The organism is Streptosporangium album (genome assembly GCF_014203795.1).
In the GTDB taxonomy this organism is placed as follows: Bacteria; Actinomycetota; Actinomycetes; order Streptosporangiales; family Streptosporangiaceae; genus Streptosporangium; species Streptosporangium album.
Map to the genome: position 1 here is coordinate 239,823 of NZ_JACHJU010000003.1, position 13,453 is coordinate 253,275.

At 71.2% G+C, this 13,453-nt stretch carries 11 protein-coding genes; 6 read left to right on the forward strand and 5 right to left on the reverse strand.

What is annotated here, in order from left to right; genetic code table 11:
• Window positions 1-69: 69 nt before the first annotated feature.
• The 4 genes from FHR32_RS30965 to FHR32_RS30980 form a co-directional block, all read right to left on the reverse strand.
• Complete coding sequence (locus tag FHR32_RS30965; protein ID WP_246468009.1) at window positions 70-618, reverse strand: FxsA family protein; 549 nt, start codon at window positions 616-618, stop codon at window positions 70-72.
• A gap of 69 nt (window positions 619-687) precedes the next feature.
• A complete protein-coding gene (locus FHR32_RS30970; RefSeq protein ID WP_184758076.1) occupies window positions 688-1,431 on the reverse strand; it encodes a polyprenol monophosphomannose synthase in 744 nt (247 codons plus the stop codon).
• Window positions 1,431-3,074, reverse strand: coding sequence for an apolipoprotein N-acyltransferase (lnt, locus tag FHR32_RS30975; protein ID WP_184758077.1), 1,644 nt, complete (start codon window positions 3,072-3,074; stop codon window positions 1,431-1,433). Before lnt ends, FHR32_RS30970 begins: the two co-directional genes overlap by 1 nt.
• Before the next feature lie 584 nt (window positions 3,075-3,658).
• A complete protein-coding gene (locus FHR32_RS30980; protein WP_184758627.1) occupies window positions 3,659-5,959 on the reverse strand; it encodes a HelD family protein in 2,301 nt (766 codons plus the stop codon).
• 225 nt (window positions 5,960-6,184) lie between these two features.
• Here FHR32_RS30980 and FHR32_RS30985 point away from each other — a divergent pair, with 225 nt between their 5' ends.
• Genes FHR32_RS30985 through FHR32_RS31010 form a run of 6 tightly spaced genes read left to right on the forward strand, consistent with a single transcriptional unit; the run spans window position 6,185 to window position 12,852 of the window.
• Complete coding sequence (locus FHR32_RS30985; RefSeq protein ID WP_184758078.1) at window positions 6,185-7,381, forward strand: ROK family transcriptional regulator; 1,197 nt, start codon at window positions 6,185-6,187, stop codon at window positions 7,379-7,381.
• A 59-nt stretch (window positions 7,382-7,440) separates the two neighbouring features.
• A complete protein-coding gene (locus FHR32_RS30990; protein WP_184758079.1) occupies window positions 7,441-8,784 on the forward strand; it encodes an ABC transporter substrate-binding protein in 1,344 nt (447 codons plus the stop codon).
• Between the two features lie 6 nt (window positions 8,785-8,790).
• Window positions 8,791-9,741: a carbohydrate ABC transporter permease gene (locus tag FHR32_RS30995; RefSeq protein WP_184758080.1), complete on the forward strand. Its 951-nt coding sequence runs from the start codon at window positions 8,791-8,793 to the stop codon at window positions 9,739-9,741.
• Window positions 9,738-10,631, forward strand: a complete 894-nt coding sequence (locus tag FHR32_RS31000) for a carbohydrate ABC transporter permease (RefSeq protein WP_184758081.1) — start codon at window positions 9,738-9,740, stop codon at window positions 10,629-10,631. The genes FHR32_RS30995 and FHR32_RS31000 overlap by 4 nt, the downstream gene beginning before the upstream one ends.
• The gene (locus tag FHR32_RS46845) at window positions 10,628-11,887 is read left to right on the forward strand and encodes a 6-phospho-beta-glucosidase (RefSeq protein ID WP_184758082.1); all 1,260 of its coding nucleotides are present in this window, start codon (window positions 10,628-10,630) and stop codon (window positions 11,885-11,887) included. The genes FHR32_RS31000 and FHR32_RS46845 overlap by 4 nt, the downstream gene beginning before the upstream one ends.
• Complete coding sequence (locus FHR32_RS31010) at window positions 11,884-12,852, forward strand: N-acetylglucosamine kinase (RefSeq protein ID WP_184758083.1); 969 nt, start codon at window positions 11,884-11,886, stop codon at window positions 12,850-12,852. The genes FHR32_RS46845 and FHR32_RS31010 overlap by 4 nt, the downstream gene beginning before the upstream one ends.
• A gap of 118 nt (window positions 12,853-12,970) precedes the next feature.
• Here FHR32_RS31010 and FHR32_RS31015 read toward each other — a convergent pair whose 3' ends face one another.
• On the reverse strand, window positions 12,971-13,447 hold the full coding sequence (locus FHR32_RS31015; protein ID WP_184758084.1) for an Lrp/AsnC family transcriptional regulator: 477 nt from the start codon (window positions 13,445-13,447) through the stop codon (window positions 12,971-12,973).
• Between the last annotated feature and the right edge of the window lie 6 nt (window positions 13,448-13,453).

The following is a 13,453-nucleotide window of genomic DNA, read 5'->3' on the forward strand; positions in this document are numbered from 1 at the left end:
CTCCGCCGTCTGGCCGAGCTCAGCGGCCGGTGAGATGATCAGCGGCCGGCGAGCTCGGAACCGGCCGGGTCAGCGGCCGGTGAGGTCGCGGCTGGAGTCGCGACCGGCCGGCCTGCCCGGCTCGTCCCGGATGACCTCGCCGTGGATGACCGGCCCGGAGCCGGGGTGCTGGTCACGCATGGCGTCGAAGGGGGAGCCCATTCCGCCGAACGGTGAGCCGAGGCCGGGACCGGGCGTCCTCTGTGCGAGGTTCTCGATCCGGCGGGCGAGGAACCGGGCGCCGAGCCCGCGCATCAGCGGCCGGGTGAACGGCAGGAGGAACAGCAGGCCGACGACGTCGGTGAGAAAGCCCGGCACCGCCAGCAGCACCCCGCCCGCGACGGTCATGGCGCCGCCGGGAGCGCCCGGCTCGGGCATCCGGCCGGACTGCATCGCGTCCTGGAGCTTGCGCCAGGCCTTGCGCCCTTCCCTGCGGACGACCAGGGAGCCGAGAAGACTGCCCGCGGCCAGCAGGGCGATCGCAAGCCACACGCCGATGGCCTGGCCGACCTGGACGAACACCAGGATCTCCAGGACGGGGACCGCCAGGAAGGCAAGGACCAGCAGAAGGCGCATCATTTCCCCAACTCACGCGACAGCCGTACAACCATGACAACGCCCCTGGGCGCCGCCGCGTTCCGCGTTCGCTCAACGTGGACGGCGCAGGCGCTGCGGAAGGCCGGAGAAGCCCCACACGGTGACCCGCCACGCCGCCTCCCCCACGACGCCCCGGCTCATCTTGCTGGCTCCGACGGTGCGCTCCACGAAGGTGATGGGCACCTCGACGACGCGCAGGCCGTGCCGGATGGTGCGCAGGGTCAGGTCCACCTGGAAGCAGTAGCCCTGCGACTCCACGTCGTCCAGGCCGATCTTCTCCAGGGTGGAGGCGCGGTAGGCGCGGAACCCCGCGGTGGCGTCGCGGACCGGGAGGCCGAGCATCATCCGGGTGTAGAGGTTGCTGCCGCGCGAGAGGAACTCCCGCGAGCCGGGCCAGTTGACGACCTTTCCGCCGGGCACCCACCGGGAGCCGATCGCCAGGTCGGCGCCGTCGGCCAGCGCGTCCAGCAGCTTGGGCAGCTCCTCCGGCTGGTGGGAGCCGTCGGCGTCGATCTCCACCAGGACGTCGAAGCCCTCTTCCAGACCCCAGCGGAAGGCGGCGATGTAGGCGGCGCCCAGGCCCTGCTTGCCCGGCCGGTGCAGCACCTTGATGTGGTCGTCCCCGGCCGCCAGCTCGTCGGCGATCGCGCCGGTGCCGTCGGGGCTGTTGTCGTCGGCGATCAGCAGATGCGCCTCGGGCAGCGCGGCGCGCACCCGCTCGGCGATCATCGGCAGGTTCTCCCGCTCGTTGTACGTCGGGACGATGACGAGCACCCGGCCCAGCATCCGCTCCATCACGCCTCTCCCACCTGCCGGTCGCCTTCCTGGTTCACGGAGTGCACCAGGCTACGAGGCCTGCGCCGCCATCCGGCGGCCAACGCGCCCGCACTCACAAGTATCAAAGCCCATTCGGGCAGCGCGCCCACCCGTGTGGCGACCGTCTCGGTGGTCCTGACAGGAATGTTCAGCACGTTCGATGCGGGGACGAGCTCTCCGGTGCGCCAAGCTACCGTGCCGTCGGGGGTCACGTATGCGGATATACCCGTAATAGCCGACGTTACTACTGCCCGATTGTGCTCAACGGCGCGGAGCTGGGACATGGCGAGCTGCTGCGGCGGCAGGTTGGTCAGCGCGTAGGTGGCGTTGTTGGTCTGCACCACCAGCGGGGTGGCACCCGTCCGGGCGGTGTCGCGCACGACACCGTCGAAGGCCACCTCGTAGCAGTTGATGGCGCCGACGGTCACCGGGCCCATCCTCAGGTCGCCGTCGCGGGTCCCCGGCACCGACTGCTTGCCGACCCGGCCCGCCCTCTCGAACAGGGCCAGCACGAGGTCCTTGAGCGGGGTGTACTCGCCGAACGGGACGAGCTGCTGCTTGTCGTAGTAGGCGCCGGGGCCGGTGACGGGGTCCCACACCAGGCTGCGCGTCGCGCGGTTGTTCTCCCCGACCCCGACCACCGCGCCGACCAGGACGGGCACCCCGATGTCCTTCACCGCCGCGTCGATCTCCCGGTAGGCGACGTCGCTGCGGTAGGGGTCGATGTCGGTGGAGTTCTCCGGCAGCACCACCAGGTCCGGCCGGGGCGTCCGCCCCTCCCGTACGGCACGTGCCATCTCGTGGAGCATGCGGGTGTGGTTGCGCAGGACCACGGCCGGCTCATCCCCCAGGGGGTTCATTCCCCGCCCCGGCACGTTGCCCTGGATGACGCCGACGGTCACGGTCCTGCCCTCGTCGCCGTACCGGGGGACGGCGAACGCCGCGGCCGGTACGGCGAGCACTCCGGCCAGCGGCAGGGCGATCGCCCGATCCCAGCGGGGGGCGGAGGCGAACCGGAGCGCCAGCAGCGCGATCAGGCCGCCGCACAGGGCCACCGCGAAGGTCACCAGCGGCGCCCCGCCGAGAGCCGCGTAGGGAGTGAAGACCGACTCCCCCTGGCTGAAGGCCGCCCGGGCCCAGGGGAAACCGCCGAAGGGGAACATCCCCCGCGCCCACTCCATCGCCACCCACAGCGCGGCGCTCCACAACGGCCACAGGGGCAGCCGGACGGTCAGGGCGGCACCGGCGGCCCACGCCGCGTAGAAGAGGCTCTCCATCGCCACCAGGCCCAGCCAGGCGTCCATCCCGATCGGGCTGACCCAGTGCAGTGCGGGCAGCAGGAAGGCCAGCCCCATCAGCAGGCCCAGCCACAGAGCACGGCGGGGGCGTGAGCCGTACACCGAAAGGACGGCGAGCGCCAGGCCGAACGGCGCCAGGAACCACAGCCCGAGCGGGGGGAAGGCGAGAAAGAGCAGCAGGCCGCCCGCGAGCGCGGCCGCGATCCGGCCCGGGAGCGCCCAGCGCGAGGCGGTGAGGTCCGTCCGGCCGGGTGGCGAGCCGGCGGCCGGGCCGCCCGTCTCCGCCGCTCCCTGTGCCGGGGGGGCCGTCTTCTCCTGAACCACGGGCGGGCTCCTTGCGGTGTCATGCGGACGCTCGCGCCCGGTCGTTCCAGAGCCCGGTCCGCCGGCCGGTCTCTCCGGCCCTGCTCTCTCACCCGGCTTTCTAGCCCGAACGCTACCGTCCGGCGGGGCACACTCCCAACAGGGAGGGCCACAAGCCGCGGGCGCGGCAACGGGGTGACCCCGGGGCGGATAGACGCCCTTGGGGATCACCCCGACGCTTGCGACGCTCGGCACGGGAGCGGGAAGAGGGCCCGGACAACCCTTCGGACCGGTTCCGTCCCGTCGGCGGCGAGCGCGGATTGCCGTTGTCTACTGGGTGTCCGGACCCCTCCTGGGTCCAACCCCCCGCCCGGTCGGGGTGCCCCGCCCCGACGGAACGACGGCCCTGCGCCTGGCTGTACGGACGGGGTCATCCCCCGTCACGGGCGCAGGAACCGACGATGTCAGGGACGGCCGACCGGCCAGTCCCGTGCTGGACTGGGCAGCAAACTACCGACCCCAGCGCAGATGTCAACCATGTCACTAACAGCGGAAACATCAAGTTTTCGCAGCTGGGACATGATCGACGAGAGCCGTCAATGGTCTCATGTGATCGGATGTCGCTCAAGTCGAACGAGCGCATCGGGAAGTGGACCGCTGTGCACGACGCCAAGCCGCTGCGTCGCCCGGGTCATCGCCACGTAAAGATCGCTCGCTCCACGTGGGGATTCTCGCAGGATCAGCTCCGGCTCCACCACGATGACCGCGTCGAACTCCAGCCCCTTGGCCTGGGTGGCCGTCAGGACCGCCACCGGGGCGTCCAGGGCCGCGGACCCCGGCCCCGCGACCGCGCCGCCGACCGCCCGGGTCACGATCTCGCCGAACTCGCCCACCCCGGACTCCGGTACGATCACGACCAGGTGCCCGCCCTCGACGACCTCGGCCTTGACGAGATCGGCCAGAGCCTCCACCGGTGAGGCGGCCCAGGGGACGGTGCCCGTCTCCCGGACCGAGGTGGGGGCGACGAGGTCGGGACCGACCAGCTTCAGCACGTCGGAGGCCACGGCCATCAGCTCGGCGGGAGTACGGTAGTTGACGCTGAGATGCTCCTCCCGCCAGCGTCCGGCCACATACGGGTCGAGCACCCGGCCCCAGGAACGCGCCCCCGCCGAGGAACCGGTCTGCGCCAGGTCCCCGACGATCGTCATCGACCTGGTCGGCACCCGCCGCATCACCATCCGCCAGTCCATCGCCGACAGCTCCTGCGCCTCGTCCACGATGACATGCCCGAAGGCCCAGGTGCGGTCGGCCGCCGCGCGCTCGGCGGTGGTCAGGTAGACGTCGTCGCCCAGGTGCCGGGCGGCGAACTTCTCGGCGTCCATGATGTCGGACAGCCCGGTCAGCTCCAGCACCTCCTTGGCGTAGGTGAGCTGGTGCTGGCGCTCGTCCAGGGCGGCGGCGCGCCTGGCGGCCTGCTCCTCCTCGGCCACCCACGCCCCGGCCCGCAGCACCGCCGGGTCGATGTCGCCGAGGAGCTCGGCGGCCTCGTCCAGCAGCGGCACGTCGGACTCGGCCCACCAGTTCTCCCCCTGGCGGGGAGGCTCGCGCAGCAGCAGTCCGCGCTCGGCCTCGCTGAACTCGCCCGCGGCGTAGTCCAGCCGCTCCCGGGAGGTGAACAGCCCGATGAGGAGCTGCTGGGGGGTGGCGTAGGGCCACAGCCTGTTCAGCGCGGCCTTGACGGGCCGCTCCGTGCGGAGATCCTCCCGGATGTCGGCCAGCTCGTCGTCGTCGATCATGCCCTTGCCGAGCTGGCGGGCGGCCTGCCGGGCGAGCGCGTTGAGCAGGTGACGGACGAAGATGCCGCGCGCCTCGTTGTGCGGCTTCTTGGAACGGATCGCCCGGGTGCGTGCGGCTTCCAGGACGCGGCCGTCGAGCCTGAGAGTGTATCGGTCCAACCGGATGTCGACCGGCTGGCGCGGCACCCGCTGCCGTTCCCGTACGGCCCGGGCCACCACCTCGGCCATCCGCGCGTCCCCCTTGAGCCGGGCGACCTCGGGCCGTTCCCTGACCATGGCGGTGACCCCGGGGTACAGCTCGGCGACCGTGGACAGCAGCACGTCGGTCTCGCCCAGGGAGGGCAGCACCTGCTCGATGTAGCGCAGGAAGGTCAGGTTGGGCCCGAGGATCAGCACGCCCCGGCGGGCGAGCTTGTCACGGTGGGTGTAGAGCAGGTAGGCCGCCCGGTGCAGGGCCACCACGGTCTTACCCGTGCCGGGACCGCCCTGCACGACCAGCACGCCGCCCAGGTCCGAGCGGATGATGCGGTCCTGCTCGGACTGGATGGTGGCCACGATGTCGCGCATCCGCCCGGTGCGCATGGCTCCGATCGAGGCCAGCAGGGCCGCCTCGCCGTTGAGGGTGGCCACGTCGTCGTCGGTGAGGTTGTCGAGGTCGAGCAGGTCGTCGTCGACCCCGATCACCTTGCGCCCCTTGGTCTGCAGGTGGCGGCGGCGGGTGACGCCCATCGAGGCGGCGGGGGTGGCCCCGTAGAACGGCTGGGCCACCGGAGCCCGCCAGTCGATCAGCAGCCGCCGCTGCTCGTCGTCGGCGAGACCGATGCGGCCGATGTAGAGGGAGGTCTGGTCGGCGTTGTCGAGCCGCCCGAAGCACAGGCCGTTCTCGACCGCCCACAGTCGGCCCAGCCGTTCGGCGTACATCCCGGCGAAGGTGTCGCGCTCGGAGCGGTTCTGGTGGGTGCCGCCTCCCCCGCCCTGTGCCAGCACCTCGTCCAGCTGCCGCTGGGTACGTTCGCGCAACAGGTCGAGCCGCGCGTAGAGACCGGAGACGTACTCCTGTTCCTTGGCGAGCTCGAGTTGACGGGTTGCCGTCGCTCCATTATCGTTGATAGTAATGGGATACTCCGGGCCTTTGACTGATTGTTATGACAAACCATCACCCTAGCAGGTCCGTCGAGATGTTCACCCATCCTCCGGCCATCACAGGTTGATTGCGGTTCCCCCCTCCACGCTTGACGAGATTCGCCGGCGCTCCTTAGATTCATTCCAAGTTAGGAAACTTTCCTAACTTAACCGTGTGGGCGACCGTTACGAGCGCGCGAACCCGGAGGACCCGTGACCCAGCCGACGCCCGGCACCCCCAGCCTGCTGCGCGCGATCAACGATCGCGCCGCCCTGCAGGCGCTCCTGGAGCGCGGCCCGCTGACCCGCCCGGAGATCGGCGCCCTGACCGGCCTGTCCAAGCCCACCGCCTCCCAACTGCTCGCCCGGCTCCAGGAGGCGGGGCTGGTCGTCCTGAACGGCATCCGCGAGGGGCTGCCGGGCCGTACGGCCGAGGTCTACCGGCTCAACCCGGCCGCCGCACACGTCGCCGCACTGGACGTCACCCCCGCGCACATCGACGTCAGGATCGCCGACATCACCGGCACCGTGATCGGCGAGCACCGGCTGCCCACCCCCGGCGGCACGGGCGGTGACGCCGTGGAGCAGGTCCGCGCCGCGCTGCGGGGGGCGGACGCGCCCGCCGACCTGCGGCGCGCGGTCATCGGCGTGCAGGGGGCGATCGACCCCGGCACCGGCAGGCTGGGCTACGCCACCAGCGAGGACATGCCCGGCTGGCACATCCCGAGCCTGGTGGCCACACTCAGCGGGGGACTCGGCGTCCAGGTCGCCGTCGAGAACAACGTCAACCTCGTGGCGCAGGCCGAGCAGGCACACGGCGTGGCCCGCGGCCACCAGGACTACGTGCTGCTCTGGGCCGACGCGGGTCTCGGCTCGGCGCTGGTGCTGGGAGGCAGGCTGCACCGGGGCGCCACCGGCGGCGCCGGCGAGGTCGGCTACATGCCCACTCCCGGCGCGCCGACGGCCCGCGAGACGGGGCGTTACGCCAACCACGGCTACCAGGCCCTCACCGGCGGCCCCGCCGTCCTCGAGATCCTCAGGTCGTACGGCGTGCGCGGCACGACCTCCGGGCAGGCCGTACGGAACGCGGTGCGGGCCTCGCGGTCCACCGGCAGACCCGCCGACGACGCCCGTGCCGGGCTGCGCGACATCGCCGCCCGGCTGGCGATCGGCCTGGCCTCGATCACCTCGGTCGTCGACCCCGGACTCATCGTGCTGACCGGCGGAACCCTCCTGGCCGGCGGCGAGACCCTGCGCGAACTCGTCGAACACGAACTCCACGCGCTGACCATCCCCCGCCCGCCCCTGCTGCTGTCGACCGTGGAGGGCAACCCCGTCCTGGCCGGCGCGCTCGACCTCGCCCTCGCCGCCGCCCGCGACGAGGTCTTCGGCTCCACCGTCCCCTCCTGAGACCCTCCGACCCTCACCGTCCCTCTCGTGATCCCCCCACACGTAAGGAGACAGCCGTCGTGCACCGACGTCTTCCCATTCTCGCCGCGGCCGCCCTCACGGCCGCGGCACTGACCGCCTGCACCGCGGGCAAGGAGGGCGCGCCCGCGCTCGGGGCACAGCCCCGGCCCTCGGGCTCCGCCTCCGCGACCCTCCCGGCCACCACGCTTGAGCTGTGGCACGGGTTCTCGGCGCCCGCCGAGGTGAAGGCGTTCGAGGACGCCGTCGCCGGGTTCCGTCAGAAGTTCCCGCAGATCACCGTCAAGCTGGTCAAGGGCGTCCAGGACGACCAGATCACCCAGGCGGTGCGTGGCGGGAAGGCGCCCGACGTCGCGTCCTCCTTCACCACCGACAACGTGGCGCAGTGGTGCAGAAGCGGAACGTTCCAGGACCTCACGCCGGTGATCCGGCAGGACGGCATCGACCTGTCGGTGCTGCCGGAGGCGTCGCGCGCCTACACCGAGTTCGAGGGCAGGCGCTGCGTGATGCCGCTGCTCGCCGACGCCTACGGTCTCTACTACAACAAGGCCCTGATGAAGGGCAACGCACCTCCCAAGACGCTGTCGGAGCTGACCGAGCTCGCCAAGAAGCTCACGGTCCGCGACGCGGACGGGACCATCAAGGTCGCCGGCTTCATCCCGAGCTTCCAGTACTACGAGAACGTCGCCTCGCACGTCGCCCCGATGGTCGACGCCAAGTGGTACAACCCGGACGGCACCTCGGCGATCGGCTCCGACCCCGCCTGGAAACGGCTCCTACGGTGGCAGAAGGAGCTCGTCGACTGGTACGGCTACGACAAGCTCGACAGGTTCCGCAAGAGCCTGGGACAGGAATGGTCGGCCGATCACCCGTTCTACAAGGGCAAGGTCGCCATGGTGCTCGACGGCGAGTGGCGCAACGCCATGATCGCCAGTGAGGCCGGGAACCTCGACTACGGCACCGCGCCCCTCCCGGTGGCCGACGACAGGCCCGACCTGTACGGCAGCGGCTTCACCGCCGGCACCGTGATCGGCGTGCCCAAGGGGGCGAAGAACCCGCAGGCCGCCTGGGAGCTGGTGAAGTATCTGACCACCGACACCTCCGCCCTGGTCACCCTCTCCAACGCGCTGCGCAACGTGCCGACGACGAAGGCCTCGCTGGAGTCGCCGGATCTGAAGAAGGACGACAACTTCCAGACCTTCATCGACGTCTTCGCCCACCCCAAGACGAGCACGGTGCCCTCCAGCGTCAACAGCGTCTTCAACCAGGAGGCCATGCAGGAGTTCCTCGCCCGGTGGGAGATGGGCTCGATCGAGGACCTCGACACCGGGCTCGCCGAGGTGGACAAGAGGATCAACGACAAGCTGAAGCTCTCCGGGGGCTGATCCTCGATGAGCGGCGTCACCCATGCCGCGCCGCCCCGGTGGCGGCGCGGCGAGGGCCGCAAGGCCCTCCTGTGGATGTCCCCATGGCTGGTCGGGTTCGCGGTCTTCTTCGCCTACCCCCTCGCGGCGACGGTCTACTTCTCCTTCCACCGCTACGACCTGTTCACGCTGGAGTTCATCGGCCTGGACAACTACCGCTACTTCCTCCACGACGACCGGGCGTGGGTGTCCATCAAGAACACGCTGTGGCTGGTGGTCTTCATGGTCCCGGCCCAGGTGCTCTTCGGCCTGGCCGTGGCCCAGCTGCTCACCCGCCTGAAGGCGGGCTCCGGCTTCTTCCGCACGGTGTTCTACCTGCCGTCGCTGGTGCCGCTGGTCGCCGGGACCGTCTCCTTCGTCTTCCTGATGAACCCCTCGGGTCCCCTCAACCAGATCATCGAGCTCTTCGGGATCACCGCGCCCGACTGGTTCGGTGACAAGGACTGGGCCAAGCCCGGCCTGACCCTGCTGGCCATGTGGGGCATCGGCAACACAATGATGATCTTCCTTGCCGCGCTGCTGGACGTGCCCAAACACCTGTACGAGGCCGCCGCCATCGACGGAGCGGGCGGGTGGCGGCAGTTCCGGAGCATCACGCTGCCGATGATCTCCCCCGTGCTGATGTTCTCCACGGTCACCGGGGTCATCTACGCGCTGCAGTACTTCACCCAGGCGATGATCGCCTCCCGGGTCGCGGCCGGGGTCACCGATTCGCCGGGCAGCAGCTTCGTGCCGGGCTATCCCGAGCTGTCCACGCTGACGCTGCCCCAGTGGCTGTTCCACGCGGGATTCCGCGACTTCAGCATGGGCTACGCCTGCGTGCTGGCGCTGCTGCTGTTCGCGGCTTCTGTGATCTTCACCCTCGTCCTCATCCGCCGGTTCCGCACGTTCGCCGACGGCCAAGGAGGCAACCCGTGACCACCCTGGCCACCCGGCCGCCCACCACCGCCTCCCCCGCCGGCCGCGCGGCCGCACGCGGCGGACGGGCCCGCAGGACGCTGTACTGGATCGCCACCCACACCGTCGCCGTCGCCCTGTCGATGATGTTCATCGGCCCGCTGGTGTTCGTGACGCTGACCGCGCTGATGAGCGACGACCAGGCGCTCACCGGCGACCTGTGGCCGGACACCTGGAACTGGGGCAACTTCGCCGAGGTGTTCGCCAGGTCGCAGCTCCTGCACTGGCTGGGCAACACGTTCATGTACGCCGGGCTCGGCACCCTGTTCACGCTGCTGTCGTCGATCCCGGTGGCCTATGCGATGGCCCGGTTCCGCTTCCGTGGACGCAGGCTGGCCTTCTTCGCGGTCATCATGATGATGATGCTGCCGCCGCAGGTCGTCGCCGTCCCCGTCTACCTCATCTGGGCACGTTTCGAGCTCACCGGCACGCTGTGGCCACTGATCCTGCCGATGCTGCTCGGCGACGCCTTCTCGATCTTCCTGCTGCGGCAGTTCCTGGTCACGATCCCCAGGGAGTACACCGAGGCGGCCCTCGTGGACGGCTGCTCGGACCTCAGGATCCTGGTCAGGGTGATCCTGCCGATGGCACGGCCGGGGATCGCGGCAGTGGCCCTGTTCCAGTTCTTCTACTGCTGGAACGACTACTACGGCCCGCTGCTCTACGCCCAGACCACCGAGGAGAACTGGACGCTCTCCCTCGGGCTGGCGTCCTTCCGGGCACTGCACAGCGTGCAGTGGAACCTCACCATGGCGGCGACCCTCCTCGTCATGGCCCCGGTGATCATCGTGTTCTTCTTCGCCCAGAAGGCCTTCGTCGAGGGCGTCACACTGACAGGAGTCAAAGGGTGAAACTCGCCGTTGTCGGGGGCGGCTCGACCTACACGCCGGAACTGGTCGACGGGTTCGCGCGGCTCCGGGACGAGCTCCCCCTCACCGAGATCGCGCTGATCGACCCGGACGTGCGCCGGCTGGAGACGGTCGCCGGGATGACCCGCCGGATGCTGGCGCACGCCGGCCACCCCGCCAAGGTCGTCGCGACCGCCTCCGTCGAGGAGGGCGTGGCCGGAGCCGGGACGGTCCTGCTCCAGCTACGCGTCGGCGGCCAGGCGGCGCGAGAGGTGGACGAGACGCTGCCGCTGGAGTGCGGCTGCGTCGGCCAGGAGACCACCGGAGCGGGTGGCCTGGCCAAGGCCCTGCGCACGGTCCCGGTCGTGCTGGACATCGCCGAGAAGGTCCGCCGGCACGCTCCCGACGCCTGGATCGTCGACTTCACCAACCCGGTGGGCATCGTCACCAGGGCGCTGCTGCAGGCCGGCCATCGGGCCATCGGCCTGTGCAACGTGGCCATCGGCTTCCAGCGCCGGTTCGCCGCCCACCTGGGCGTCGCGCCGGAACGGATCTCCCTCGGTCATGTCGGCCTGAACCACCTGACCTGGGAGCGGGCCGTCCACCTGGACGGGGTGGACGTGCTCCCCCGGCTGCTGGAGAGCCACGGCGAGGAGATCGCCCGGGACGTCGGCCTGCCGGCCGGGCTGGTCCACCGCCTCGGCGTGGTGCCCTCCTACTACCTGCGTTACTTCTACGAGCACGACCTCGTGGTGGAGGAGCAGCGGGCCAAGCCGTCACGCGCGGCGGAGGTCGCGGCGATGGAGGCCGCCCTGCTGGAGATGTACGCCGACCCCTCGGTGAACACCAAGCCCGGACTGCTGGGCGAACGGGGCGGGGCGTTCTACTCCGAGGCCGCGGTGGCGCTGATCGCCTCGCTGCTCGGCGACCGCGGCGACACGCAGGTGGTCAACCTGCGCAACGACGGCACGCTGCCGTTCCTGCCCGGCGACGCGGTCATCGAGGTGCCGGCCGAGATCACCGCCACGGGGGCGGCCGCGCTGCCCGTGGACCCCGTCGAGCCGCTCTTCGCCGGGCTCATCGCCCATGTCACGGCGTACGAGACGCTGGCGCTGGAGGCCGCCCTGCACGGCGGCACCGAGCGGGTCGCGGACGCGCTGCTGGCCCACCCACTGGTCGGCCGGGCCTCACTGTCACAGGAACTGGCCCGGCGCCTCGTCGACGCCAACCGCCGGCACCTGCCCTGGGCGACCGCGTGAGAACCGTTCTGGCCGTGGACGGCGGCAACAGCAAGACCGACGTCGCGCTGGTCGGCGAGGACGGCTCCGTCCTCGCCTCCGGTCGCGGCGCGGCCTTCGAGCCGCAGAGCGCGGGGGTGGGCGCCGCGGTCGACGTGATCGGCGACGCCGTACGGCGGCTCGGCCCCGGCCTGGCGCCCCCGTTCGCCGACCATGTGGCCGCCTACGTGGCCGGCGCCGACCTGCCGGTCGAGGAGGAGGCCATCCGCGAGGAGATCCTCACCCGCGGGTACGGGCGGGACGTGGTGGTCGGCAACGACACCTTCGCCCTCCTGCGTGCCGGGGCCTCCACGGCCGCGGGCGTGGCCGTGGTGTGCGGGGCGGGCGTCAACGCCGTGGGGGTCTCCCCCACCGGGCAGGTGACCAGGTATCCGGCGCTCGGCAGGCTCACCGGCGACTGGGGTGGCGGGATGACCCTGGGGGAGGAGGCACTCTGGCATGCCGTACGGGCCGAGGACGGCCGGGGTCCGGCCACCGCGCTGGAGCGCGCGGTCATCGAGCATTTCGGCACGGGCACCGTCGAGGAGGTGGCGCTGGGCATCCACTTCGGCGACCGGCCCGTGTCCGGGTTGCACGGACTGGTGCCGGTGCTGATGGCGACCGCCGCCGGCGGCGACGAGGTGGCCCGCTCGCTGGTGGTCCGGATGGCCGACGAGGTCACCGTCCTCGCGGTGGTGGCGCTGCGCCGCCTGAGCCTGCTGGACACCCCGACGGAGGTGGTCCTGGGCGGGGGTGTGCTGACCGCCCGGGACCCGCTGCTGAGTGACCTGATCGAGCGGCGCTTCGCCGAGCAGGCCCCCCACGCCAAGCTGGTCGTCGCGGACGTCCCGCCCCTCGTGGGCGCCGCCCTGCTCGGCCTGGACAGCCTGGGCGCCACCGAGGAGGCCAAGGCCCGTCTGCGCGCCCACTTCCCCGCCACGGTGTGAGCCGTACGCCACCGCGAGCCGCGGGAGAGCCGGCGGGCCTCCCGGTACTCGAAGGGACCGGGACCGCCCATGTCGCTGCCCGCATCGCCCTCACGGGGCGCGGCTGCGAGAACCCGGGTCAGGCGCTCTCGTCCGGCTTGCCGGTGTCCGAGTTCGCCGGCTCGGGGGCGCGGTGTTCGTAGGGCGTGCTCAGCACGACCGTCGTCCGGGTCGAGACGTTGGCCGAGGTGCGGATCTGGTTGAGCAGCTCCTCCAGCGCGATCGGCGAGGCGACCCGCACCTTGAGGATGTAGCTCTCGTCGCCGGCCACGCTGTGGCAGGCCTCGATGGCGCTCAGGTGGGCCAGCCGGTCGGGGGCGTCGTCGGCGGCGGCCGGGTCGATCGGCTTGATGGAGACGAAGGCGGTGAGCGAGAGCCCGATCGCGTCGTAGTCCACCAGCGCCGCGTATCCCCGCAGCACGCCGCGCTTCTCCAGCCGGCGCACCCTCTGGTGGACCGCCGACACCGACAGCCCGGTCTCCCTGGCCAGATCGGTGAAGCTCATCCGGCCGTCCTTCGCCAGCAACGTCACGATCCGGCGGTCGATCTCCTCCACCCGATC

What these genes read in the sequence shown, in the direction of transcription:
- FHR32_RS30965 (WP_246468009.1), bottom strand. Translation starts at nt 618, where the DNA reads ATGATGCGCCTTCTGCTGGTCCTTGCCTTCCTGGCGGTCCCCGTCCTG.
- FHR32_RS30970 (WP_184758076.1), bottom strand. Translation starts at nt 1,431, where the DNA reads ATGGAGCGGATGCTGGGCCGGGTGCTCGTCATCGTCCCGACGTACAAC.
- FHR32_RS30995 (WP_184758080.1), top strand. Translation starts at nt 8,791, where the DNA reads ATGAGCGGCGTCACCCATGCCGCGCCGCCCCGGTGGCGGCGCGGCGAG.